Here is a 23,701-nt window from a genome sequence, read left to right as displayed (position 1 = left end):
AATCGGTCGTTCATCGCGGCCAGCGTCCTTTCCGAGGCCATGCGGGCAGCTTGATCTCCGGCAGCGCCGAATGCGTCAGAAGCTGACCGCAGAATTCGCGGCGGGAAACAATTGCACTGTTGCCGGCCGATACGTGCTAGCTTCACGAACGAGGAGATTTCTCTTCGGTTCCAAAGGATACCGATATGCAAGTCCCAACCCAAACAAAGCCCGCAATCATCGGGGCTTTGGTTGGCGCCGTTATCCTCGCCGTCGTCGGTTTCGGTTGGGGCGGCTGGAAAACACAATCCGCCGCCAATCAGATGACCAACCAACGTATCATAGCGGTTCTGACGCCCGTCTGTGTGAACAACTTCACGCAGCAAGCCAATGCAACCGAGAAGCTGGCTGAGTTTATGAAGATCAGCAGTTGGCAACGGGACGATTTCATCAGCAAGGGGGGCTGGGCCACCGTTCCCGGCCAGGACGCTCCGCGTTCAGGCGTCGCAAAAGCATGCGCTGACGCCCTGTCGGCGGCAAAAACCTCATGATATCCGCTCCCCCGCCAGCGCGGGGGAGCGTGACGCCCGGATAGGCCAGGCGCCATCTCATCTGCCCGCCTCTCACTTTGGGCAGGCTTGGACCCTGGTGTTTTCCGCGCAGGGCCGCCAACAGGCCGGTTCACTGCGGCCCGGGCTGCACGTTGCGCAGCGGCTTGCCATCAAGCGCCTCGGCTTCTGCCTTCTCGAACGTCTTGATGTCCTGCGGCGACAGCTGCGGACGATCGATCGCAATGGTGAGCTTGTTGAGTTTCGCGGTCAGCGCGAACGGCGGTTGATAGTCGTCGTCATTCACGCCGGTGAGCGTATCGGAGCCGATGTCGAAGCTCTCATCCCATTGCAGGATCATGGGCAGCGTTCGCTCCATCTTGATGGTCTGGACCGCCTTGCCGTCCACCTTGAGCGTACCGGTGCCCGACCGGCCAAGTCCGCTGAGATTGTTGAAGGCCAGCGTACCCACGCCGAGGCCATCGTAGGTGAAGTCGAACTCCAGCGTATGGCTACCGGCTGTCAGGGCGTCAGCGCCTTCCCATTTGACACGCTTGAGGTCAACCAGGTTCCACAGGAAGACAGGCTTGCCTTTGAGCAGGTAAAAGCCGTACCCGCCGAAGCGCCCACCCGAGGTCAAGATCATCCCCTCGGCGCCCGCTTCCGGCACATCGATATCGGCGGTAATGGTGTACGACGTATTCAACAGGGATGGCGAGTCGCCCTGGGGTAAACCGACCATCGGCCGGGTATAGACAAAGTTGGTGCGGCCAGCCGTAACGCTCGGGCGTGGTGTGACGAGACGCGCCGCGACTGAAGCGTCCAGCGGGAACACGTTGTACTTCCTGGCTTCCGCTACGAACTTCTTGCGCATCTCCGCAACCTTTGTCGGGTATTGCGCGGCGATGTCGTCAGCCTGGGTGAAGTCCTTCCGCAGATCGTAGAGCTGGAATATCTGATTGTTCAGCGGGTCCGGGTTCGCCACCCCGAAGGCCTGCCACGGCGCACGGTTCACCTTGGTGCTGAGCAGCCAGCCGTCGTCATAGAGCGCCCACTGGCCCATCATCTCGAAATACTGGGTCTTGTGGCGCGACGCGACCTTCGCGTTCTGCGCATCGAATGTATAGAGAAAGCTTGTGCCCTCGATCGGCGCCTGCTTGATACCGTCGACGATCTCGGGGGCACGAATGCTGCTCGCCTCAAGGATGGTGGGCACGACATCGATGACATGTATGAACTGCTCGCGCAGGGCACCCTTGTCCGTGATGCGCGCAGGCCAGGACACGACCATGTTCTGGTTGACGCCGCCGAGCCTGGACGCGTTCTGCTTGAACCAGTCGAAAGGCGTATCGAAAGCCCATGACCAGCCGGCGGACATGTGGTTATAGGTCTGCTCGGTGCCCCAGACGTCGTAGAACTTCATCTGCTCCGCGACAGGCAGCTCGCTCAGGCCGTTGAAGAACGCTACCTCATTGGGCGTGCCGAGCGGCCCGCCCTCGGCGCTCGTGCCGTTGTCGCCGTTGATGTAGATGATCAGCGTGTTGTCGAGCTTGCCGAGATCCTTGAACTGCTGGATCACGCGCCCGATTTCATGATCATTATAGGCCGCATAGGCAGCGAAGACTTCAACCTGTCGAATAAAAAGCTTCTTTTCTTCCGCGCCGAGCTCATCCCAGGGCTTCAGCATGTCCTTCGGCCAGGGCGTCAGCTTCGAATCCTTAGGGATAACCCCGAGCCGCTTCTGGTTGTCGAAGATGCGCTCACGCAATTTCTCATAACCGTCGTCGAACAGATGCATCGCGCTGATCTTGTCCACCCAGTCCTTTGTTGGATGGTGCGGCGCGTGGGTGGCCCCGGGCGCATATTTGATGAAGATGGGCTTCGACGGATCCGTCTGATGAATGCGCGTCATGTAGTCGATGGCATCGTCAGCCATCGCCGTGACGAGGTTCCAGGTCCCAGGCGGCTTGTCGAGAAACGGGTAGATCTGCGTCGTGTTGCGGAACAGGTTTGGCTGCCATTGGTTGCTGTCGCCGCCGACGAAACCGTAGAAATACTCGAAGCCCATGCCGGTCGGCCACTGGTCGAAGGGGCCGGCCTGGCTCGCCGCGAAGGCTGGCGTGTTGTGATCCTTGCCGAACCATGACGTCGCATAGCCGTTATCCAGCAAGATGCGCCCGATGGTGACTTTGTCCTTGCCGATCACGCTGTTGTAGCCAGGAAAACCCGTCGACTGCTCCGAAACCACGCCGAAACCGGCCGAATGATGGTTGCGCCCGGTGATGAGCGCCGCCCGCGTCGGCGAACACAGCGCGGTCGAGAAGACCCTGTTGTAACGCAAGCCCTCCTTCGCGACGCTGTCCATCGTCGGTGTCGGAATAACACCGCCGAAGGTGCTCGGGACCCCGAATCCGGCATCGTCGGTGACGATCAGCAGAACGTTCGGAGCGGTCTTGGGAGGAACGATCCGCGGTGCCCACCAGGGCCTGGATTGCAGGGCATCCTCCTTGATGACCCCGCCGAACCTTGGATCAGGTGCCGGTAGCTGTCTCCCGTCAATCGTCGTCGTCGCGCTCGGTGAGCCCGGTGTCCCGGTGATCTGCTGGGCAAGCGCCGAAGCCGACACGAGCAACGAGGCGGTGATGGCCGTCATAACGGTCCGATGCAATCTCATCGCAAAGCTCTCCCGGATCCAATATTGCCAACGGACACCGCCACACTGGACGTGCTATTTATTCCCGGGTGCCACGTATAGGGGATAACAAAGGTAGCGATGGACTGCGTCCCCACATTGACTCACATCAAAAGGGCGTTCTCGCAACGGCGGAACTGCCGCCACGCAAGCTCACAATGAGGTTTCATTGCATCGCGGGAGGTGATTACACGATCGGGTCGATCGGAACTCTGCCGGTGCCGCGCTCGTCAGGGGATAAACCGGAGAGGACGGGCAGAGGACAACACTCGCGAAACATCCCCGCCGAACCGCGGGGCTCGCGAGCGCGCGCGTGGCGCGCGCTGCTCCTAAAAGGTCTGCGCGAGCAAATCCGACCTGCATGGAATCGCCTTATACCATCCAAGTCGGTAAATTTTCACGTCTATCGTTGAGCGAAGAAAGTCCGCATCAGACCGACTTGCGCTAGGCCGGCCTTGCGAGGCGGCGGGCATCCATCGGCTTTTTCTTGGGCGGCGGGAGGAGGCCTTCGCGCTGCGCCTTTTTGCGGGCGACCTTGCGCGAGCGCCGGATGGCCTCGGCCTTCTCTCTGGTACGCTTCTCGGAGGGTTTTTCGTAGGCTCGCCGGGCCTTCATCTCTCGGAAGAGGCCCTCGCGCTGCATCTTCTTTTTGAGCACACGAAGGGCCTGATCAATGTTGTTGTCGCGGACGAGAACTTGCAATGCGTCTCCTAACATGTGCCGGCAGCGGACCTGCGCCGGCTATGCGGCCAGACAGGATGTCTGGCGCGTGAGAGCCGCAGCATAGCGATATCCCCGACGAATGCACCCGCGATCTCGAAGGACGGAGGCCTCAGCGCGCCGACGGTCGCCTGGCGCCTTCCGCAAAGGCACCCGTTCCGCGCAACGTCGTCCCGTTCCTTGGCGTCAGCGCCGTCCTGTTCCCGCGTCATGCTGCCGGGCTGCGCCGGAGGACGCCGTCGTCTCGGGGATCAGCCGATATGCTGCTGAACCGCTTTCCCGAATGTGCGCTCTGACAAGGTCAGCTCCGGCGGAACCGCCGCGCGACGGGCTTCGGAGTGCTCACCCACGTCAAAGAGCCTTCCAAGCCGTCGCGCCTCCTGGGTCAATTGCGTCAGGACATCGGAGAAGGGCCCACCGCCTGGATTGAAATTCAGCAAGCGCCAGTTCGGGCCAATGTCGCTCCGGCAGCGTTCAATACTGACAGCCTGAAGCTCTCCGCAACGCGGACGGCTGCGAACACTCTGGACCAACATCATTTCAATCTGGCGTATAGTACGCATCTCTCTTGTCATCACAATACTCACTTTTCAATGAATCAGAATTAATTAGGGAAAAACATGAAGCTCGCGTCAGGATCCATCAATATGATGGAATTGGCGCCAAAATCGGCAAAGCGATACCGGGAGTGACGCGAAGGTCGGTGGCCTTCCATCGGCCGAGCGGCTCCATTTCGACCCGATGAAGGGACCTGAGCCTAGAGCAAGCCCGTCTGTCGCGGACTTGGCAACGCTCGAAAACTGACGAGCAAATTCAACATCTTAGATGGCATCAGACGCTTCCATCCAAGACGGATTTGCTCTAGCCGTTATCGACGAGAACGCCCGCGCTGCGTGCCGCACGCTCGAATTTTTCGCGCGCATATTCAATGTCCCTGCGCGATCCACTGATCGAAGCGATTGCACAGGCATGGCGCGCCCGCTTGAGAGGCTCTGGCTCCATGCCCCGCGTGTCGAGAATATGAATTAATGGCCAGTTTGCGTTCAGCAATATGTTAGCTTGCTTCGCGTTCAATACAGGGTCAGCCGACATATTGACATAGACCGGAGTCGCGAAATCGAGATCGTCTTTCATGTTCTTCATTTATTCATTATAGGCCCATACGATCCACAACACAAGGTTTGCGTTAGGCGTCCATGCAACCTTTGCGTTTGCATGGCTCCTCACCTGGGCCATAGGGGCGAAAGAACGGCTCCTCGGCGCATCAATCGGCGGCAGGCGGGCGGCAGGCTTCACAGGGGCCGAGGCCCATGAACCTTGCAAACTGATGGATAGCACGGCGGTGACGGCAGACCGGATCTTGAACAGCATCCGGCGAACAGGCTGTCCCGACGGGCACATCCTTGCTCTTCCGGCCGGCGCCGGCGTGGAATGCGATGACTTTGGCGTAAGTTGACCGGCGGTGGACGCCGTGGCATGCGCAGCAGGTAATTTCCTTGGGGGTGGGGATTGATGGCGGAGGACAGGTTTGACGAGGCCGTAGCCAAGCGACCGAAGGCGGCGGGTGAGCGCCATCATTCCCCGCGCCCGGAGGGGACGCTCACCTCTCCGAGCCTGAATGCCGACCGTATCGGCGACGATACACGCGCGCTTCTGGCAGCCAAGCTGCAACTCACGTCCCTTGCCCTGAACTGCACGACACATAAGGAGATCTGCGCGCGGTTTTCCTCTGTGAACGCCCTGACGGCGTTCACCCCGCAAAATGCCTATAAATGGCTCAAGGGGAAGGCCACACCGCGACTGTCGAGTGTCTATTCGGACTGGGCCGCGGTTCTTGGCGGGCATCTCACGCCGACCTTCATCGCTACATCCTCCATCGTGGAGTTTTCGGAGGCCCTACGCATCTCATACGCCCTGTCCGAGACCGCCATCAGCCGCGTGCTACAGGTTGCCCAGCCAGCCGCCGCCGCTGACGCAGCCTTGGAGACGATAGCAGTATCAGGCGATCCCGCTTCGCAATGGCTGGCGGAACATGTCCTGCCGGGACGCTACCTGGCTATCTCTCCCGCGTGGTCTCCCCTGGAGGCGGGCCAGTTGGTGGTGGGGCATGTCGACATCACCCTGCTCGATGGTCATCGCTCGATGATCACCTACCGAGAAAACCTGTTTGATCGCTCACTTGTTCTTTCAGGCGAAATGGTCACCGACGACAGATATGCGCAAGCTATCCTGTATGCGGATTTCGCGCGACGGAAGTGGATGCTCAATTTGCACATGCCGCCGTTCCCAGCCAGCCTTCTCGCCGGCTTGCTCAGCGGATCGGCGGTCATCGATTTTGACGGAAGGTTGATGACAAGCCGTTTCCTGCTCATCCGCGACTACAACAATGGGACGATCGGCAGCCTTTCCGGCTATGCCGCGCCTGAACCCCATGTCGTCGATGAATGGCTGGCGTTGCTCGGCTACCAGGGGGGTGACGAGCGGCTCACTTTCGCCGAGCGCACAATCGCATTCGTGCTGGGCAACCGCGACGGCTCCTTGATCGATGTCCCACCCGAGGACCAGCGTGCCTTGGGACTGGCGCTGGACAAGCTGGCGCCCTTGGAGGGACGCCGGCCCGCCGCGCGCGACCTCTATTCGTCGACCGCGAAGATAAAATCCCTGCTGCCATAGGCGCGGGCGGGAAGGCCAATCACGAGCACCTGATTGCCATCGCCGAAATCTATGCGGATGTTCTCCCCGTGGGAGCCATAGGGCTGGATCTTTCCGATGAGTTCGGAAAGGCTATGGATTCCATAGGCACTGACGTCGATCCTGTCCTGGCGCGACTGGAAATCATGGATGATATCCTTGCCGCTGCCTGGTCCGAACACAAAGATGTCGTGTCCGGTGATCGCGCCCGTCTCGACCTCGGCGGCATCGCCCCATATCTCGTCATTGCCGGACCCGCTGATCAGGACATCGTCGCCCGCGCGAGCCCCCGCCGCCAGGGTCTTGGCATCGCCATACAGATAGTTGGTGACACCGCTGTCCGCCCCGACGTTGCCCGCACTGATCCTGTCATTGCCACCGGTAGAACCCGCCCCCAGGTCGATCGCGTCACCATACAGGATATTCTGGGCCGACGGCGACGACACCCCGATCAGTTCATCGTTCCCTCCACGGCCAGCTCCGCCGATGAACAAGGCATCGGCGATGAGGGTGAAGGTCCCGGCGAAGCCGTTGTCATTCACAAGTAGCGTGTCATTGCCGCCGAAGGCGTTGTCGAGGATATCGAGAGCGTCTCCGATCAGCCAGTTCTGTCCACCTGGGGCGGTGATGCCGCCCACGATGGTGTCGTGGCCACCGTGCACCTCGTCGAGCAGCCGCCCCGTGGCATCGCCGAAGACGACGAGCTTGTCACCCGCCTGCGTGAGCGTATGGTTCGAGAGCGCGGCCGTGCCGGTGACATCGCCGTCGGTCTCGCCGAACACCACGGTCGCGTCGTCTGGCCAAGGCGTCGAAGCGGCCCAGGCTGATTGCGGAAACACCGTATCCGCCGTATCCGCGAATTCCGCGCTGCGTATGAAGGCTTCCGCCACCGTGGCGAACGAGGCGCCGTCGGTGATCACGCCAGCCCAATAGGAGGCCCCCGCAGGATCGGGCTCTCGGCCTAGGATATCGGCGTAAAGCCGGCTCACCGCGACCTCAGCACTCGGCTGCTCGAACTCGGCCGCATCAACGAAGGCATGCGCGATATCGCTCAGACTCATGCCTTTTGCGCTTTGCTCGCTCCAGAACGCCAAGCCGGCATCGTCCGCATCGCGTCCGAGAATGACTTTGTAGAGAGCGGCGATTTCGGCCTGATCAGCTGCAAACAAGTCAATGACCGTATCGTCGAACTGGATTTTCTGGATATTGGCGAGCTTGTCGACATTCCCAGTAACGTTGTCAGTCAGATAGGCGATGCCGCCGACAAATGTGACATCGAACTGACTGCGGATGCCATCGACAACGAATGTATCAACCCCCAGGAGGCCGTTTATCACGTCGCTCTCTGCGGATCCGATGATGTGATCATCACCGCTGGTCAATTCTGTCTCATTCAGAGCTTCAAAAGCATTCATTTTATCACCAATCGACGATTAGACCGTCGGACATTGTTGGGCGTGGTATCCCGCAACGTAGCGAACGCACGGCCGCGATGCCTTGGAAATGAATGGCTTTTTTTGGAAGATTGTCGAAATCGCCTAGAGCATTTTCGAGCGAAGTGGACACCGGTTCGCGTGAAGACAATGCGTAGAAACAAAGACTTAGAGTATGTCCGGTGAACCGGAGTTCACCGGAAATGCTTGCCTTGACCCAGGACGGCCTCAATCGTTACGGGCTGCCCGGCCGCGATCGCCGACACCGTGCTGCCCGCACCAGCAGCCCGTCGGAACCCGGCCTGTTGCGGGGATTTTCCCGCAGCGCGGAGAGGAAAGAACGGCGAAGATCGCCAGCCGAGCCGGCGGCCCATCGATCCCGGCCAGCCAGCAGCGACCGCGCGGACAATCGCGTTTCGAATGGGAAGCCTTGCGGCCTATTCCCCCGGATCGCCTCAGACAGCCTTCCCGATCAGGGCACCAATACCTGCTGTAACAGCCATCGCCAACGCGCCCCATAGGGCCACCCTGAGGGTCGGTTTCAGCAAGCTTGCTCCCCCGGCTCGGGCGCCGAGTGCACCCAAGAGGGCAAGAAGCGCAACCGATACGGCGAAGACGACGGGTACGACCATGGAAGCCGGTGAGGCGATCGCCGCCAGGATGGGCACGATAGCCCCGGTGGTAAAGGTCGTAGCCGAGGCGAGAGCCGCCTGAACAGGTCTCGCCGTCGCGGTCGCGGTTATCCCGAGCTCGTCACGCGCATGCGCTTCAAGAGCATCATGCGCCATGAGCTGGACCGCGACCTCGCGCGCAAGGGCCGGCGCAAGCCCACGCCCGACATAGATCTGGGCAAGCTCCTCCTCCTCGCCCCGGGGATCGGCGGCCAATTCCCGGCGCTCACGTGCCAGGTCCGCCCGCTCCGTATCGGCCTGCGAGCTGACCGAGACATATTCCCCCGCAGCCATCGACATGGCACCCGCTATCATGCCTGCGATCCCGGCCACGATGATCTCGCTGGGCGCGGTCGCCGCCGCCGCCACGCCGACAACCAGGCTCGCCGTCGAGATAATCCCGTCATTGGCTCCGAGCACCGCCGCCCGCAGCCAGCCGATCCGTTCAACGAGATGGTTTTCCCTATGGGGATGAAACACGCCGTTACCCCTTCGTCAGCCCTGCCGCTTTCGAAGACCGTCGCCATCCCGGCAGCATGCGTTGGAGCACGTCATCCCGGAGGGCATAATGGTGGAACAGCGCGACAGCGGCGTGCAGGGCAACGAGTACAAGCAGTAAATTTGCCGCCAACTCATGCGCGCCTGTCACCGGACGCCGCAGTGCCGGATCGCCAACATGCGGCAGACTAACAATTCCGAACAGATTATAGCCGCGAATAAACGCATTCGCGACCCCGAGCGCGATCGCCAGAATCAGCAAGCCTTGCAGCACGTAATGCGCCCCTTTTGTCATGACATAGAGGGCGCCGTAACCGCTTCGATCGAGCCTTGTGCCGCCGGTATGACGCCAGAACACGCGAAATACAACGAGAGGCACGAGCACGAAGCCCATAACGACGTGGATTGACCAAAGACCACTATTGATGGGCCCATGGGGAAACAAATCCGAGATCTGACCGAGGATCCAAAGCAGCAAAACAATGAACGCCGTCAACCAATGCAGCCTGATCGTGGTGGCATCGTAACGGGCAGGAGACTCGTCAACCATCGTGGTCTTTCCGTAGCAGGAGAAGTGCCCTAGTGGAGCGAATTTGACATTTGAGTCCCGCCAGACATGAGGCTCCAGATCAAATGTCAAATTCAAAAGCTCCACTAAAACCATTAACTTGCTAGTGGTTCTCTTGACTCCGACATTGGCTCCGAGGGTGGTATCAGGCGGATGCAAATGTCGGAGTCGAACCACTAGCACAGCACTCTTTAGATTCATTCTAATTTAGGCTTTGTTGTGACACAACCTCCCCGATCGCGCAGCGTGAGAACCGACAACGGCTGCACTCGCGGCTGAATCGTATCATTCAATAATAATTGCAAACAATTTTCGTCCGTTGACATGGCATATTCACTACATTTATAAATTGTTATATAGTATATGTTGTTATACTAACTTTAGTATATGTCGAATTTCGATAAATTATCTTTTATATTTTCTGTGACGCTCACAAGAATTCCGCAAGACGCAATTCCCATGGCCATTGCGGCAGGCGTAACTAGCTGCCCCTCGGCATTGACGGTGTTGGCACGAAGCGGACCCCGCCAAGGATCATCCGATTTTCGCACGATCGGGTCGCCACTATTCAGGCGGTATTCAGCAAGCCATGCTAGGTTCAACGCGCCCTCCCCCCGAGGGTAGGCTCCAGCTACACGATCCCCTCCCCCCAGGACCGATCCATGTGGCTGGGGCCGCTTCTCTTGCGTGAACGCGTTCACAGCGCATGCCGTCCGATGCGCATACCGTTCACTTCCAGCATCGCCAGCCCATCATGGCGCGGCGATCGCACAGGGAGTGTGACAGTGAGCATTGAGAACAATACCACGCAATCAGGTGCGGCATCATTCGACAACGCTCGTTCGGAAGCCTTTGCCGAACGCATGATGAACAGCATCAATGAGGCGGCCGTGACCCTGATGACCTCGGTCGGGCATCGGACAGGTCTCTTCGATGTCATGGGGCCGATGAAGGCGGCAACCTCCGGCGCGATAGCCGAGGCCGCCAGCCTCGACGAGCGCTATGTCCGGGAATGGCTCGGCGCAATGGTGACGGCCGGGATCGTCAGCTACAATCCCTTCAAGAAGCTCTACCATCTGCCCGCCGAACATGCGGCATGGCTGACGCGGGCGGCGAGCCCGAACAATCTGGCGGTGTCGGCACAGTGGGTGCCGATGCTTTCGCGCTCGGAAGATGCCATCATTGAGCGTTTTCGCCGCGGCGGCGGCACGCGCTACTGTGAATACGCGGGTTTTCATGGCCTGATGGCGGAGGAAAGCGCCCAGACCGTCGTGGCTCCCCTCTTTGAGCACATCCTGCCGCTGGCATCGGAACTTCCGGAGCGGCTCGAGACCGGCATCGACGTGCTCGATGCGGGCTGCGGCTCGGGCCGCGCGCTCGTGGCCATGGCGCAGCGTTTCCCCCGCTCGCGTTTCGTCGGTTATGATCTCAACGACGACGCGCTGGCGGTGGGGCGCGCAGCGGCTGCTGCGGCAGGGCTGAGCAACCTGCGGTTCGATGTCCGGGATATGACAGCCTATGACGAAATTCAGCGCTTCGATCTCATAACGACGTTCGATGCGGTCCACGACCAGAAGGATCCGGCCGGTATGCTGGCGGGCTTTGCGCGGGCGCTGAAGCCGGAGGGCGTCTACCTGATGCAGGACATCGATGGCTCCAGCCATCTTGAACGGAACGGCGAACGGCCCCTCGGATCCTTCCTCTATACGGTTTCGTGCATGCACTGCATGGCGGTTTCGCTTGGCCAGGGCGGGGCGGGGCTCGGTGCCATGTGGGGCGTGGAGCTCGCCGAACAGATGTTGCGCGAGGCCGGCTTCACCGACATCGTTGTCCATCGCCTGCCGCATGACCCGATGAATGCCTATTTCATCGCACGGGTATCCTGAGACTGTCGGGACCTTGCGACGGAAATCGCAGGATCCCGATAGTCTGCCGAGCTTCCGTCGCTCAGTTCTCTCGCGGGCGGATCAGAACAATGGCGCCCGGCGTCAGTTCAATGACACCGTCGCGCGCGAGGGCACGGAACTGCTTGTTCACAGCCTCACGTGTGACGCCGAGCATCTGGGCGATGTCGGTCTGCGTAAAACGCGTCGGCACGGTCGCGCGCTCCGCCTCGATCTGGCCGTGGGCGACGGCGAGGTCGCGCAGCACCTTCAGCAATCTGTGGCGCAGATCGAGAAATGCGTTTGCGGTGAGTTGCTCGGTATTCTGCCGCAGGCGGTCGCACAGCACCAGGATCACATGGACAGCGAGCTGGGGTATCTCCGCCAACAACCGAACAAAGGCCTTGCGTCCGACAAACACGGTGCGTGTCGGCGCCAGGGCGGTGGCCGTTGCGGTTCGTGGTAGCCCGTCGAGCAGCGCGATCTCGCCGATCACATCGCCGGGGTCGAGCAAGGCCAATGTCAGCTCGCGTCCATCGCGGTGGCCGATGTGGATGCGAACCAGGCCCGCCGACAGGATATACAGGCCATCGGCTTCATCGTCCTGCCGGAACAGACAGGCCCCGGCAGGGAAGGTCACAGCCTGCGCCTCGCGCGCGATCCGTGCGAGGCAAGCCTCATCGAGCCCGCCGAAGATGGCGGACGAGGCAAGCCAGCGATGATGTTCGTTCTTCTGCATCGACGACACTCCATCGGCAGAACGATCAGGATTGTATAGCCATTGCCGGATATGGGTGAAAGACCGGAACTTTCGTGAGACAATCGCGAGGCTCGCGCAACGCGTCTCCCACCGCGAGCTCGGATTGCGCAGAACATTCACAACCGGCCGTCAGCATGTGGATCAATCCCCGCGCAGGCAAAGCGGCCAATGGAGTGGCATTGATGATTACCCTTCGCGACAGCCTTCCCTGGCAGGCAGCGCGCCTCACGCGAGTCGTCGGCCTTGTTGCCACATCGCTTGTCGCCGGCATCGGCCTCATGCAGTCAGGGACCGCTCAGGCGCAGACGGCCGGCTGTGCGACAAGCGCGGGCTCGGCCGGTCAAACCGTCCTGCGCTGCCGCAGCGTGACGATCGAGGTGGCGCAGGGCGCGAGCGCCGGGCTCGTCGACGACAACGGCGACGGAGAGCCGGATGCCGTGGAGGTGAGCGTGGGCGCGGTCTTCGTCGCCTATCAACGGTCCGGCAGCCGGGGACGTTTCCAGGTGCAGACCCCGCACGCGGTGGCATCAGTCCGCGGCACCACCTGGGCTGTGGATGTCAAACCCGGCCAGAGCGACGTCTTCGTCCGCGATGGCCGCGTCGGCGTCACACGCACTGAGGGCGGTCGTGGCGTCGTCCTGTCAGCGGGCGAAGGCGTGGATGTCGTCCCGGGCAGCGCCCCGCTGGTTGTCACCCGTTGGGGGGCGCCGCGGGTGGCAGCGCTGCTTACCCGCTTCGGGCGCTGATCCCATGCGCCGCCGCCAGGCCGAACTCCTCTCCTTGGCTCTTGCGATCACGCTGGCGCTCGGATGGACGGCCTATGTCATCCACTGGCATGTCGCCGGGCGCGCCAGCGTGTTCGACCGTATTGAGGCGGTGACGCTCGATCTGCGCGCGTTGATGGCGCCGGGCAAGACGCCTCCGCCGGAGGTCATCATCGTCGCCATCGACGATGAGACCGTTCGGCAGATGGGCGCCTTTCCCCTGCCCCGCGACAAGCTGGCGACACTGATCGATGCGATCGCCCGTCGCCAACCGAAGGCGCTCGCCATCGACCTCCTCTTTGTCGATCGCAGCACCCCCGTGCAAGATCAGGCGCTCGCCAAGGCCCTGAGCCAACTGCCGGCGGTGATCGCCGCTGCCGGTCTGTTCGACGGGAGCGAACCGCAAAGGCCGACAACCGGCGAGATCATCGGCCTGGTGCCACGTCCGCGCAGTATGATGTGGCCTGTGGCGCCGCTCGCGTCAGCGGCGGAGGTCGGGCTCGTCAATATCGTCACCGATGTCGGCGGGATGCCCCGGCACGTGCCGATGATCTACCGTGGGCCGGACGGCGTGGTTCCCTCCTTCGTCCTGCTCGCTGCCGCGCTGGCGACCGGCGTGGCGCCGCGTCTCGACGGCGAGAGCCTCGCGCTCGGCGACCGGAGCATCCCGCTCGACCTCGGCCAGAACCTGGCTCTTCGCTTCTATGGACCGCAGGGCACGATACCGACGATCAGCGCCACGAAATTCATCGGGCCTTCGCCACCCGACGTCTCCGGCCGCACCGTCATCATCGGCACCACGGCAACCGGGAGTGGCGACACCTTTCCCACCCCCTTCTCACCTGTCGTGCCGGGCGCGGAGGTGCTGGCGACGGCGATCGGCAATCTTCTCGCCGGCGACGCCCTCCTACGCAATCGCGAGACGCGCTGGCTGGACGCAGCCGTGGCGGCGATCCTCGCAGTGACCGCCGTCGTCCTCATCGCCATGCGCCGGCCCGTGGCGGGGCTCGGGCTCTGCGTGCTGCTGGCGATCGCCTGGGTCTTGGCCTCCCTGGCGGCCTATGCCCACGGCTACTGGCTCAGCACGACGCTGCCCCTCGTCGCGATGTTGCCCGTTGCGGCGGCTTATGGCGCAGTGCGCCTGTGGCAGGAGCGCAGGACCGTCCACTATCTTGCCGGGGTGGAAAAGCGCCTGATGCCGTTTCAGCCGCGCCCCATCGCTGCGCGGCTGACAACAGACCCCGCCTTCCTGGTCGAGCCGATCGCGCAGGATGCTGCCGTGCTGTTCGTCGATCTCGCCGGCTACACAGGCTTGTCCGAAGCCTGGGGGCCGGCCCGCACGCGCGAGCTTTTGAAGAGCTTCCATGGGCTGGTCGACGAGGTGGTCGATTCCCATGACGGCTTCGTGGTCACCTTCATGGGGGACGGCGCAATGATCCTCTTCGGCTTCCCCGAGCATCACGACGATGACGCCGCCCGCGCCCTGCGCGCGCTCGAAGATCTCCGCCACAAACTGGAAGCCTGGGCTGCACCGACGGCAACGGACGACCGCGAAAGGCCGCATGCCCGCATTACCGCGCATTTCGGCCCGGTGATCATCTCGCGGCTGGGGGGGCAGAGCCACCAGCAGGTCACCGCGACCGGCGACACGGTGAATGTGGCAAGCCGCCTGCAGGAAATCGCTAAGAGTCTGAAGGTGAGCACAGTCGTCACGGACGACATCGTACGGGCGGCAGGCAGCCTCGACCTGCTCGATCGCTTTCCCCCCGCCATCGAAGTGCCAATCCGCGGCCGCAACCAGCCGATCGCCATTCGGCCCGGCGTCCCGGCAGCCGCACCGTCACATCCCTGAACGGGCCATTCCTTGTCCGGCCGCGCTCAGCTGAAGGCCCATTCTCCGCCGCCGGCATCGACGATACCGGCGAGATAGGCGCTTTGCACCATGTTCTCGGCGCTGTCGGCGAAGGCCATCAGCACACCTTCACGCGAGAGGGCACCCGTATTCAACAACTCCGTCCAATAGAAGGCACCGGCCGCGTCGCTCTTTCGGCCCAATACATTGAGATAGAGAACATTGATGTAGTCTTCCGCCGATTGCGTATAGGCGTTTCCAAAATTCTGCTGGAATTCGGCGCTATCGATGATCGCCCGCGCGAGCGTTATCTTGTCGCGCCCCCATCCCATATAGGCGTCGTACCAGAAGTTGAGCCCGGCAATGTCAGCCATGCGATTGAGACCGGCCTCATAGACACGGCCGACGCCCTGGGCTTCGGCCTGTAGCGTGGCCGCGAGGTCATGGCTGCCGATGAGGCCCAACATCGCCTCGAATTTGGCCTTGTCGGCGACGGCGGCAAACTTTCCGCCATAGGCCGTCGCCAGATCGGCAAATTTGAGATCAGGAAGAATGGTGGGATCTTGCTCGAAGACCTGAATGAGTTGATCAATATAGGATACTTGCCCGACTATATGAAATTCATCGACTTTATAGTTGGCATCGCGCCAATTGGCGACAATAACAGCAGCCTTCGTTGTCTCGTTGACAAACATAAGATGCCGTCCGCCGTCGATCGTTCTACTCGTCATAGCATCACTAAGGCTATAAAATTCACTCAAGTCGAGAACATCATAACCACCGCCGTGGTCGGCGACTATCATGAGACCGCCAACGGGCACGTAGAGATCGTCCCCCCAACCTCCCGCGGCGGCGACAAAGACCGCATCCGTATTGGCCCGGAACCTGTCGTTGCCACCCAGTCCGTATGTAATGGAGCCCGGCACCGCGATATCGACCAGATCATGGGCAGACGTTTTGAAATATTCGGTGAGAGTGAGTTCGGCCACGTTCCCCTCCATCCCCAATGGTAATAAAAAATACTACCAAATGGACGAGGGGCCGCCTACCCCGGGGGCGACGTTTTCGCGCGTCCACGCAGACCCTTAAAAAAAAGCGCCTCTGATCCTACCTCCCAAACAAAAGGCCGGCCCGCGCCTTGTCGCGCGAACCGGCCCCGATGGGTTTGGGAAGGGGATGGGGCGTGACTACTGGCCCCGTGCCGCCTTCACGGCAACATCCGGGAAGTCGCTGAAGACACCATCGACGCCGAGATCGATATAGGCGCGCATCTCCGCGACCGGATCGCCCTTGAAGTTCGAGGCGAGATTGCGCGGCTCGGCGCGGAACGTCCAGGTGTAGACCTTGAGGCCCGCGGCATGGGCGTTCTTCACCAGGTCGGTCGGCGGCAGGAGCGTGCGGTCGGCCCAATCGAGCTTGCCGTCGCCGTTGAGGTCGTCCGGCTTGCCGTCGCCGTTGGCATCCGTGTATTTCGCCGACAGAATGTAAGGCTTCCACGGCGCGACGATATCGGCATAGGTAGCGATCTCCTTCAGACCCGCCGGCGTCACCAGGTCCTTGAAGCTGCGCGTGTCACCGGCGACCACGAGATCGTAGGGCTGTGCCAGCGGAACGGCGAGCACGATCTCGCCGTCCGGCCCGATATCATCGGCATCGATGAGCTGGGCGAGCCGAACATCCGTCTTGCCGTTGAGATATTTCAGGTTGCCGACTTCGAAACTCTGGATCACGACCGGCGCGTCCTTCGCCGTCCAGCCTGCAGCCGCGAGCATGGCGACGAGCTTGTCCTCGAGCGCGAGGCCGGCTTGCTGATGGAAAGTCGGATGCTTGGTCTCCGGCGCGATCCCGATCGGCCGTCCGAGCCGGGCGCTCTCCGACTTCGCGAGATCGATGACCTCCTGCAAGGTGGGAATGCGAAATTTGCCGTCGAAGCTCGTGTCGCGACCCGCTATGGGCTGCTTGGCGAAAAGGGTCTTGATCTCGGCAAGGGTGAAATCGCCGGCGAACCAGTCCGTGACATCCACACCGTCAAGCTTCTTCGTAGTCTTGCGGTTGGCGAATTCCGGACGCTGGGCGACATCGGTGGTGCCGGAGAGCATCGGCTCATGGCGTACGATGAGCACCCCATCCTTGGTCGCGACGACGTCGGGCTCGATGAAGTCTGCGCCCAGCTCGATGGCGAGCTTATAGCCCTCGATGGTGTGATCCGGCCGATAGCCGCTTGCACCCCGATGCGCGATCACGGTCGCGGTGGAAGCCGGATTTGGGGCCGCGCTTTGGGCGAAGGATGGTGCGGATATCGCGAAGGCGACGATAGTGGCAGTGGTAGCAAGCAGCGACGAGCGAAGCATGGTCAGGACCCTCCGGGTAGTGCATCGCACCCTAAATGGAGGATATGACGGCTCAATAACGTCCTTTCCGGCTTGCGCGCCTGCTTTCCGCCGCAACTTTTGCTATGGTGACGCAAGAGGTGCTGCCATGCGTTCCGAGCTGTCCGTCCTGTCTGCCGCCCTTTGCCTCGCCCTGATAGGCGTTCCCGCCGCCTGGGCGCAGGATCAGACCTTGCGCACGATCCAGGTACCGGCGGGCAAGGTCAGCCAGCTGTCTGTCCATTCAGGCGCCAATGCGGATTGCACCCCGAAGCCGCTCGTCAAGATCGAGGTATCGAAGGTCCCCACTGCCGGCACCCTGGCGGTCAGGGACGCCAAGGTACGGGTCCGCAACGGGAACTGCGCGGGCAGGGAATATCCGGCCCGCATCGTTCTTTATCAGGCCCCGGCGCGGGTCGGCGCCACAGACAGCGCGACCTATACGGTGACCTCGGGAGACCGTGTCAATCTCTTCGGCGTGGCGATCAACGTGGTTGCGCCGAAGCCCTGAACAGGTGATCGGTCCATAGCCGTTCCGGACAATCGCTGAGCGGCCTTCCCAGCCGGCATGGCGTGGAAGCGTTAGCAAGGAACGCTTTGACCGCTTTGCGGACGGGCGAAGACGCAGAACGCCCTACAAAAGGGCGCTCGCATATTCGTCAGGCTTGAACCCGACGAGAAGTGCCCCACCGATCTCGAGGACCGGGCGCTTGATCATCGACGGCTGCGCGAGCATCAGGGCCACGGCCTTATCTTCCGTCAGCCCTTCACGCTCTGCCTCGGGCAGCTTGCGAAACGTCGTACCCGCCCGGTTCAGGAGCTTGTCCCAGCCGACCAGCTTGATCCACCCCTTGAGATGGGCGGCGTCAATGCCGACCGCCTTGTAGTCGTGGAAGGAGTAGGCAATGCCCCGGTCGTCCAGCCAGGCACGTGCCTTCTTCATCGTGTCGCAATTCTTGATGCCGTAGATCGTGAGGGGCTTGGCCATGGCGTCCCGTTCTGAAAGTCATTTCACCCTGAAGGTGTTCGCTCTATAGCAGCCTGCCCTGGTCGCGCCTATGGACGGCATCCACTCTTTCGCGGATCGCACGAAACGCATGGGTCAGGGAGCATCACGCCGCTCCTGAAGCATTGTCCGGAGATCAACGCCCGATCGTTGGCCCCTCGTCCCCCTCATCCTCGCGGGGATCGTCGTCCCGGGCCGGAATGACATAGGCACCTGACAACCAGCGGTTGAGGTCAACGTCCGCGCAGCGCTTGGAGCAGAACGGCCGCCACCGCGCGATCGAGGGTTTTCCACAGACGGGGCACGGCTTGCCATCGCCGCCTCCCCCGCCGGCCGGATGGTCCGCGCCGCTCGCATTGTCGTTGTCTGCAGTCGGTACCATCGCTATGCCGCATTCAGCCATGAAAGCCGGACGGGATATCCCTCGCCGACCAGCAGGTTGACAGTCTCGTAAAGCGGCAAACCGACCACCGCAGTATAGGAGCCGACCAGCTTGACGGCGAAGGCGCCTGCGAGCCCCTGGATGGCGTAGCCGCCCGCCTTCCCCCGCCACTCCCCAGAGGCGAGATAGCTTTCGATCTCGTCCTGCGACAGGTTCTTGAAGCGCACGCGCGTCTCGACGATCCGCTGGCGATGCTTGCCCTGCGGCGTGATGAGATGCACCGCAGAATAGACGCGATGCCCCCGCCCCGACACGAGCCGCAGGCACTGGGCGGCCTCCTCGACGGTCTCGGCCTTGGGCAGTACGCGCCGGCCCACGGCAACAACCGTATCGGCCGCGAGGATAAAGGCGCTCGTCAACTCGTCCTGACGCTCAGCCATGCGGCGGGTCGCCTCGGCCTTGTCGCGCGCCAACCGGCGGGCGACGTCGCGCGGCTTCTCGCCGCGCAGCGGCGTCTCGTCGACGTCGGCAGGCATCAACGCATCCGGCTCCACGCCGACCTGCTGCAAAAGAGCGAGCCTCCGCGGTGAAGCCGAGGCCAGTACGAGCTTAGGACGCCAACTCGCCGACATGGATGCGTCGAGGGTGGAAACCAAGGCGTAGCTCTCCCGGGACGAATGCGCTGAAGTCAGGCAAATGGATTATTTGAAACGATAGGTGATCCGGCCTTTGGTCAGATCATAGGGTGTCATTTCGACGAGAACGCGGTCGCCGGTCAGCACGCGGATGCGGTTCTTGCGCATCTTGCCGGCGGTATGCGCCACGATCTCATGGTCGTTCTCGAGCTTGACGCGAAACATCGCATTCGGGAGCAGTTCCGTCACGACTCCCGGGAACTCGAGGAGCTCTTCTTTCGACATTCGATTCCTTGCGGTCACTTTTGGTCACAATGGGACGGCGCGGACCCTACTCGATACGCGACATATTGTGAACATGGGATGCTGAGCGCAGAGGTATAGCCGATTTCGACGCGAATCGACATATTTGTCAGCTCAACATTCTCTTTCAGTGGACCGACCCTGCGGCGAATGCAACAGCCGCCGCAACCGGGACGCTCATATTCCACGCAATGGGGAGAGCTGATCACACGGCGGGCGGCGAACCATCAGCCGCCGGCGGCGCCTTCGGGCTATTGGCGCGAACCGCTGATTTCTCGAGCCTGTCCGCTTTCTCCAGGGCTTTGTAACGCATGAAGCCGAAAGGCAAGGCGCCGAGATAGAGAAGCGTCGAGACCGCCAGCACTTCAAAAGTGAAGCTGACGAAGAGGGCCGCGAACATGACCACCAGCACGAAGAGCGGCAACACCAGCTCGCGCGGGACGCGGCTGCCGAAGGTCTTGCCCGAGAACGTCGGGATGCGGCTGACCATCAGAAAGGCGATGAAGACCACGTAGACGCCGACGACGGGGGCCGGCAGCCCGCCGCCGGGAATACCCACGAAATTGAGATAGAGCGGCAGCATCACCGTGACGGCGCCCGCCGGCGCGGCCATGCCGACGAAGAACTGCTTCTGCCATTCGGGCCGGTTCGGATCGTCGAGCATGACATTGAATCGCGCCAGGCGCAGCGCGGCCGCGATGGCGAAGACGAGCGCTGCGATCCAGCCGAGCGACCGCATGTCGTGCAGGATGAAGACATAGAGCAGCATCGGCGGGGCCACGCCGAAATTGACGAAGTCCGACAGGGAATCGAGCTCTGCGCCGAAGCGCGACGTCCCCTTGAGCAGGCGTGCGACGCGCCCGTCCAGCCCGTCGAGCACCGCCGCCACCGCGATCGCGAAGATGGCCAGTTCGAGGCGCTCCTCGATCGCCAGGCGGATCGCCGTCAGCCCCAGGCACAAGGCGAGGAGCGTGATCAGGTTCGGTACGAGCAGGCGCAGCGGGATTGGCTTGAACAGCCGGCGCTTCGGCTCGTCCGGATCCGGCGCAAAGGGCGGAAACAGATCACTCATCGGCTTCGCAGAATCTCCAGGCACGCGCTGACAAAAAGGGCGGACATTCAGCTCTGGCGATAGTGGCGCGGCTCACCGCTGGTCCGCAGGTCGGCGATGACCGTTTCGCCGGCAACCGACCGCTGGCCGACGCCGACGAGCGGGGCGACCGTCTGCGGCAGATAGACGTCGACGCGCGAGCCGAAGCGGATGAGACCGAAGCGTTCCCCCGCGGCCAGCGTGTCGCCCTCGCGCACGAAGGAGACGATGCGCCGCGCGACGAGGCCGGCGATCTGCACCACGCCGATGCGCAGGTCGCCGTGGGAAATGACGAGACCGTTGCGCTCGTTGTCCTCGCTCGCCTTGTCGAGATCGGCATTGATGAAGATGCCCGGCGTATAGACGATGCGCTCGATGCGCCCGTCCAGGGGGCTGCGGTTCACATGGCAATCGAACACGTTCATGAAGATCGAGACACGCGTCATCGGCACTTCGGACAGGCCGAGTTCAGCGGGCGGCAGCACGGTGGCGATGGCGCTGACACGCCCGTCCGCCGGCGCGATGACGAGCCCTTCCATGACCGGCGTGACCCGCTCAGGATCCCGGAAGAAGTAGCAGATCCAGAGCGTGATCAGTGCCCCTATCCAGCCGAAGGGCGTCCACAGATGCCCGAGCACGAGTGAGGCGACCGCCGCGATGGCGATGAAGGGATACCCTTCCTTGTGGATGGGCGCGAGCCCGCTGCGGATCGAATCGTAGACGGACAAGGGCAATTCTCCAGTTCGCGCGCTTTATCACACTGGCCGGGCGAAACCGCAATTCGCGGCCGCTTGCCCCCGAGGAGCAAGCATCAGATGACCAGGCGATGCGCTCACATTAGTCCATCCGGCAGCGCGGGGGGAACCGGCATCGCGCGGCAATCCAAAGGATCAGCCCCACAGCGTCACACCTGCGACACGGACAGGCCCTCGGCGACCTCCCTCGCCTCGGCATCCGACACGCGTTTCAACCGTTCGCGCGCCTCATCCGCCTCGCGCTGCTGGTTCCACAGCGCGGCATAGAGGCCATCCCTGGCGAGCAGGTCGAGATGACAGCCACGCTCGACGATGCGGCCCTGGTCAAGCACCAGGATCTCGTCGGCGGCGACGATCGTCGAGAGGCGATGGGCAATGACCAGCGTCGCACGCCCCCGGCTCACCCGCTCCAGCGCTGACTGGATGTCGCGCTCGGTGAAGCTGTCCAAAGCGGATGTCGCCTCATCCAGCACAAGAATAGGCGGTGCCTTGAGAATCGTGCGGGCGATGGCCACGCGCTGCTTCTCGCCGCCGGACAGCTTCAGCCCGCGTTCGCCGACCGACGTGTCGTAGCCTTCCGGCAGACTGCGGATGAAGCCATCGATCCGTGCGTCGCGCGCGGCGGCGATGACCTCCTCCTCCGTCGCGTCCCAGCGACCGTAGCGGATGTTGTAGCCGATGGTGTCGTTGAACAGCACCGTATCCTGCGGAACCATGCCGATCGCCGCACGCAGCGACGTCTGCTGGATCGCGGCGATGTCCTGGCCATCGATGAGGATGCGGCCCTTGGAAGGCGCATAGAAGCGGAACAGAAGACGCGACAGCGTAGACTTGCCGGCGCCGGACGAGCCGACGATCGCCACGGTGTGCCCGGCCGGGATGCTGAACGACACGCCCTGCAGGATCGGCCGTTCGGGATGATAAGCGAAATGCACGTCCTCGAAAGTGACCTCGCCCTTGCTGACGACGAGGGGCGGCGCGCCCGGAACGTCCTGGATCTCGGGGCTGCGGGACAGGATCTCGAAGATTTCTCCGATGTCGATCAGCGCCTGTTTGATCTCGCGGTACAGCATGCCCATGAAATTGAGTGGCATATAGAGCTGGATCAGCATGGCGTTGACCATCACGAAATCGCCGATGGTTGCCTGGCCCTGCTTCACGTCGATCGCAGCCAGAACCATCACGATCGTCAGGCCGATGGTGAAGATCGTCGCCTGCCCCGCATTGAGCACGGCGAGCGACGTGTAGGTCTGCGTGCTGGCGCGCTCGTAGCGCTCCATGGAGACGTCGTAGCGCGCGGTCTCACGTTTTTCGGCGCCGAAATATTTGACCGTCTCGTAGTTGAGGAGCGAGTCGATCGCCTTCGTATTGGCGTCGGAATCGGAGTCGTTCATGCGGCGGCGGATGTTGATGCGCCACTGCGTCGCCTTATAGGTGTAGAAGAGGTAGCAGGCGATCATCACCACGACGACGGCGGCAAACCGCCAGTCGAACTGCCACCAGAGAATGCCGACGACCAGCACGAATTCGAGGATCGTCGGCAGGAGTTGCAGGACTGTCAGCCGGACGAGTTCCTCGATACCATTGCGGCCGCGTTCGAGCACACGCGTCAGGCCGCCCGTCTTGCGCTCGAGATGGAAGCGCAGCGACAGCCGGTGCATATGCTCGAAGGTCTGCAACGCGAGGCGCCGGACCGCATTCATGGCGACCGAGGCGAACAGCCCGTCGCGTGCCTGGGTCAGCACCGCCATGGCGATGCGCAGGATGCCGTAGAGCGCCGTTAAAGCGATCGCGCTGCCCCACAGCGACGTCGCTTCACCCGCCTCGGCAGCCTTGGAATCGAGCGTCAACGCATCGATCGCCCATTTGAAGCTGTAGGGCATCAGGATGGTGACAAGTTTGGCCACGACAAGCAGGCCGACTGCCAGATAGATGCGGACGCGCAGGTCCGCGCGATCACGCGGCCAGAGATAGGGCCAGAGGTGCTGCGCCGTGGCCGCAAAGGCGGAAGAAGCACGTTTGCCCGACTGGGGCCGTTGATCGGCCTCGCCGGCAGTAGGCGCTAACATGATTGACAATCCAAAAGATTAAGCCCGGCCCCT

General features: G+C 62.1%; 23 protein-coding genes. 6 read left to right on the top strand and 17 right to left on the bottom strand.

Going from position 1 to position 23,701, the window contains the following annotated elements:
• The first annotated feature begins 185 nt into the window (after positions 1-185).
• Positions 186-530 (top strand): hypothetical protein, encoded by a 345-nt coding sequence (locus tag C7450_RS29860; RefSeq protein ID WP_110378142.1) that lies wholly within the window; start codon positions 186-188, stop codon positions 528-530.
• Between the two features lie 130 nt (positions 531-660).
• Here C7450_RS29860 and C7450_RS29855 read toward each other — a convergent pair whose 3' ends face one another.
• From C7450_RS29855 to C7450_RS29840, 4 genes are all read right to left on the bottom strand, one after another.
• Positions 661-3,201 carry an arylsulfatase gene (locus C7450_RS29855; protein WP_110378141.1) on the bottom strand — a complete coding sequence of 847 codons (2,541 nt, stop codon included), beginning with the start codon at positions 3,199-3,201 and terminating at the stop codon, positions 661-663.
• A gap of 462 nt (positions 3,202-3,663) precedes the next feature.
• Positions 3,664-3,921 carry a 30S ribosomal protein S21 gene (gene rpsU / locus C7450_RS29850; RefSeq protein ID WP_210206574.1) on the bottom strand — a complete coding sequence of 86 codons (258 nt, stop codon included), beginning with the start codon at positions 3,919-3,921 and terminating at the stop codon, positions 3,664-3,666.
• A 269-nt stretch (positions 3,922-4,190) separates the two neighbouring features.
• Positions 4,191-4,514: a hypothetical protein gene (locus tag C7450_RS29845; RefSeq protein WP_110378139.1), complete on the bottom strand. Its 324-nt coding sequence runs from the start codon at positions 4,512-4,514 to the stop codon at positions 4,191-4,193.
• A 286-nt stretch (positions 4,515-4,800) separates the two neighbouring features.
• The gene (locus C7450_RS29840) at positions 4,801-5,082 is read right to left on the bottom strand and encodes a DUF982 domain-containing protein (protein ID WP_110378138.1); all 282 of its coding nucleotides are present in this window, start codon (positions 5,080-5,082) and stop codon (positions 4,801-4,803) included.
• A gap of 369 nt (positions 5,083-5,451) precedes the next feature.
• Between C7450_RS29840 and C7450_RS29835 the strand changes: the two genes are divergently transcribed.
• Complete coding sequence (locus C7450_RS29835) at positions 5,452-6,612, top strand: hypothetical protein (protein WP_110378137.1); 1,161 nt, start codon at positions 5,452-5,454, stop codon at positions 6,610-6,612.
• On the opposite strand, the gene C7450_RS29830 is transcribed toward C7450_RS29835, so the two are convergent.
• The 3 genes from C7450_RS29830 to C7450_RS29820 form a co-directional block, all read right to left on the bottom strand.
• Entirely contained in the window at positions 6,573-8,012 is a 1,440-nt protein-coding gene (locus C7450_RS29830) for a DUF4214 domain-containing protein (protein WP_170147515.1), read from the bottom strand. The genes C7450_RS29835 and C7450_RS29830 overlap by 40 nt on opposite strands.
• 506 nt (positions 8,013-8,518) lie before the next feature.
• On the bottom strand, positions 8,519-9,214 hold the full coding sequence (locus C7450_RS29825) for a VIT1/CCC1 transporter family protein (protein WP_110378135.1): 696 nt from the start codon (positions 9,212-9,214) through the stop codon (positions 8,519-8,521).
• Between the two features lie 4 nt (positions 9,215-9,218).
• A complete protein-coding gene (locus C7450_RS29820) occupies positions 9,219-9,782 on the bottom strand; it encodes a cytochrome b (protein ID WP_110378134.1) in 564 nt (187 codons plus the stop codon).
• A gap of 803 nt (positions 9,783-10,585) precedes the next feature.
• Between C7450_RS29820 and C7450_RS29815 the strand changes: the two genes are divergently transcribed.
• On the top strand, positions 10,586-11,686 hold the full coding sequence (locus tag C7450_RS29815; RefSeq protein WP_245450221.1) for a class I SAM-dependent methyltransferase: 1,101 nt from the start codon (positions 10,586-10,588) through the stop codon (positions 11,684-11,686).
• A gap of 61 nt (positions 11,687-11,747) precedes the next feature.
• On the opposite strand, the gene C7450_RS29810 is transcribed toward C7450_RS29815, so the two are convergent.
• Positions 11,748-12,422, bottom strand: a complete 675-nt coding sequence (locus tag C7450_RS29810; protein ID WP_110378132.1) for a Crp/Fnr family transcriptional regulator — start codon at positions 12,420-12,422, stop codon at positions 11,748-11,750.
• A gap of 203 nt (positions 12,423-12,625) precedes the next feature.
• Here C7450_RS29810 and C7450_RS29805 point away from each other — a divergent pair, with 203 nt between their 5' ends.
• Entirely contained in the window at positions 12,626-13,189 is a 564-nt protein-coding gene (locus C7450_RS29805) for a FecR domain-containing protein (RefSeq protein WP_110378162.1), read from the top strand.
• Between the two features lie 4 nt (positions 13,190-13,193).
• The gene (locus C7450_RS29800) at positions 13,194-15,059 is read left to right on the top strand and encodes a CHASE2 domain-containing protein (RefSeq protein ID WP_170147514.1); all 1,866 of its coding nucleotides are present in this window, start codon (positions 13,194-13,196) and stop codon (positions 15,057-15,059) included.
• Positions 15,060-15,085: 26 nt separating this feature from the next.
• Here the strand turns inward: C7450_RS29800 and C7450_RS29795 are convergent, their stop codons facing one another.
• Together C7450_RS29795 and C7450_RS29790 are read right to left on the bottom strand one after the other, a co-directional pair.
• Complete coding sequence (locus C7450_RS29795) at positions 15,086-16,048, bottom strand: DUF4214 domain-containing protein (protein WP_170147513.1); 963 nt, start codon at positions 16,046-16,048, stop codon at positions 15,086-15,088.
• Positions 16,049-16,246: 198 nt separating this feature from the next.
• Positions 16,247-17,410: a glycerophosphodiester phosphodiesterase gene (locus tag C7450_RS29790; protein WP_110378129.1), complete on the bottom strand. Its 1,164-nt coding sequence runs from the start codon at positions 17,408-17,410 to the stop codon at positions 16,247-16,249.
• A 127-nt stretch (positions 17,411-17,537) separates the two neighbouring features.
• On the opposite strand from C7450_RS29790, the gene C7450_RS29785 reads away from it, so the two are divergent.
• On the top strand, positions 17,538-17,939 hold the full coding sequence (locus C7450_RS29785) for a hypothetical protein (protein ID WP_110378128.1): 402 nt from the start codon (positions 17,538-17,540) through the stop codon (positions 17,937-17,939).
• Positions 17,940-18,062: 123 nt separating this feature from the next.
• Here C7450_RS29785 and C7450_RS29780 read toward each other — a convergent pair whose 3' ends face one another.
• From C7450_RS29780 to C7450_RS29750, 7 genes are all read right to left on the bottom strand, one after another.
• Positions 18,063-18,416 carry an ArsC family reductase gene (locus C7450_RS29780; RefSeq protein ID WP_110378127.1) on the bottom strand — a complete coding sequence of 118 codons (354 nt, stop codon included), beginning with the start codon at positions 18,414-18,416 and terminating at the stop codon, positions 18,063-18,065.
• Positions 18,417-18,570: 154 nt separating this feature from the next.
• Positions 18,571-18,816, bottom strand: a complete 246-nt coding sequence (gene yacG, locus C7450_RS34955) for a DNA gyrase inhibitor YacG (protein ID WP_110378126.1) — start codon at positions 18,814-18,816, stop codon at positions 18,571-18,573.
• A gap of 2 nt (positions 18,817-18,818) precedes the next feature.
• A complete protein-coding gene (locus C7450_RS29770; RefSeq protein ID WP_110378161.1) occupies positions 18,819-19,448 on the bottom strand; it encodes a Maf-like protein in 630 nt (209 codons plus the stop codon).
• Positions 19,449-19,517: 69 nt separating this feature from the next.
• Positions 19,518-19,736 carry a translation initiation factor IF-1 gene (gene infA / locus C7450_RS29765; RefSeq protein WP_110378125.1) on the bottom strand — a complete coding sequence of 73 codons (219 nt, stop codon included), beginning with the start codon at positions 19,734-19,736 and terminating at the stop codon, positions 19,518-19,520.
• Positions 19,737-19,959: 223 nt separating this feature from the next.
• On the bottom strand, positions 19,960-20,826 hold the full coding sequence (pssA, locus tag C7450_RS29760; RefSeq protein ID WP_110378124.1) for a CDP-diacylglycerol--serine O-phosphatidyltransferase: 867 nt from the start codon (positions 20,824-20,826) through the stop codon (positions 19,960-19,962).
• 47 nt (positions 20,827-20,873) lie between these two features.
• Complete coding sequence (locus C7450_RS29755) at positions 20,874-21,572, bottom strand: phosphatidylserine decarboxylase (protein WP_110378123.1); 699 nt, start codon at positions 21,570-21,572, stop codon at positions 20,874-20,876.
• Between the two features lie 176 nt (positions 21,573-21,748).
• The gene (locus tag C7450_RS29750; RefSeq protein WP_110378122.1) at positions 21,749-23,668 is read right to left on the bottom strand and encodes an ABCB family ABC transporter ATP-binding protein/permease; all 1,920 of its coding nucleotides are present in this window, start codon (positions 23,666-23,668) and stop codon (positions 21,749-21,751) included.
• Positions 23,669-23,701: the final 33 nt, after the last annotated feature.

Origin of the sequence: Chelatococcus asaccharovorans, assembly GCF_003201475.1 — a bacterium.
In the GTDB taxonomy this organism is placed as follows: domain Bacteria; phylum Pseudomonadota; class Alphaproteobacteria; order Rhizobiales; family Beijerinckiaceae; genus Chelatococcus; species Chelatococcus asaccharovorans.
This window is presented reverse-complemented; position numbering and strand designations above follow the sequence as displayed.

What these genes read in the sequence shown, in the direction of transcription:
- C7450_RS29860 (WP_110378142.1), top strand. Translation starts at nt 186, where the DNA reads ATGCAAGTCCCAACCCAAACAAAGCCCGCAATCATCGGGGCTTTGGTT.
- C7450_RS29855 (WP_110378141.1), bottom strand. Translation starts at nt 3,201, where the DNA reads ATGAGATTGCATCGGACCGTTATGACGGCCATCACCGCCTCGTTGCTC.
- C7450_RS29845 (WP_110378139.1), bottom strand. Translation starts at nt 4,514, where the DNA reads ATGACAAGAGAGATGCGTACTATACGCCAGATTGAAATGATGTTGGTC.
- C7450_RS29840 (WP_110378138.1), bottom strand. Translation starts at nt 5,082, where the DNA reads ATGAAGAACATGAAAGACGATCTCGATTTCGCGACTCCGGTCTATGTC.
- C7450_RS29835 (WP_110378137.1), top strand. Translation starts at nt 5,452, where the DNA reads ATGGCGGAGGACAGGTTTGACGAGGCCGTAGCCAAGCGACCGAAGGCG.
- C7450_RS29820 (WP_110378134.1), bottom strand. Translation starts at nt 9,782, where the DNA reads ATGGTTGACGAGTCTCCTGCCCGTTACGATGCCACCACGATCAGGCTG.
- C7450_RS29810 (WP_110378132.1), bottom strand. Translation starts at nt 12,422, where the DNA reads ATGCAGAAGAACGAACATCATCGCTGGCTTGCCTCGTCCGCCATCTTC.
- C7450_RS29805 (WP_110378162.1), top strand. Translation starts at nt 12,626, where the DNA reads ATGATTACCCTTCGCGACAGCCTTCCCTGGCAGGCAGCGCGCCTCACG.
- C7450_RS29800 (WP_170147514.1), top strand. Translation starts at nt 13,194, where the DNA reads ATGCGCCGCCGCCAGGCCGAACTCCTCTCCTTGGCTCTTGCGATCACG.
- C7450_RS29790 (WP_110378129.1), bottom strand. Translation starts at nt 17,410, where the DNA reads ATGCTTCGCTCGTCGCTGCTTGCTACCACTGCCACTATCGTCGCCTTC.
- C7450_RS29785 (WP_110378128.1), top strand. Translation starts at nt 17,538, where the DNA reads ATGCGTTCCGAGCTGTCCGTCCTGTCTGCCGCCCTTTGCCTCGCCCTG.
- C7450_RS29780 (WP_110378127.1), bottom strand. Translation starts at nt 18,416, where the DNA reads ATGGCCAAGCCCCTCACGATCTACGGCATCAAGAATTGCGACACGATG.
- yacG (WP_110378126.1), bottom strand. Translation starts at nt 18,816, where the DNA reads ATGGTACCGACTGCAGACAACGACAATGCGAGCGGCGCGGACCATCCG.
- C7450_RS29770 (WP_110378161.1), bottom strand. Translation starts at nt 19,448, where the DNA reads ATGTCGGCGAGTTGGCGTCCTAAGCTCGTACTGGCCTCGGCTTCACCG.
- infA (WP_110378125.1), bottom strand. Translation starts at nt 19,736, where the DNA reads ATGTCGAAAGAAGAGCTCCTCGAGTTCCCGGGAGTCGTGACGGAACTG.
- pssA (WP_110378124.1), bottom strand. Translation starts at nt 20,826, where the DNA reads ATGAGTGATCTGTTTCCGCCCTTTGCGCCGGATCCGGACGAGCCGAAG.
- C7450_RS29750 (WP_110378122.1), bottom strand. Translation starts at nt 23,668, where the DNA reads ATGTTAGCGCCTACTGCCGGCGAGGCCGATCAACGGCCCCAGTCGGGC.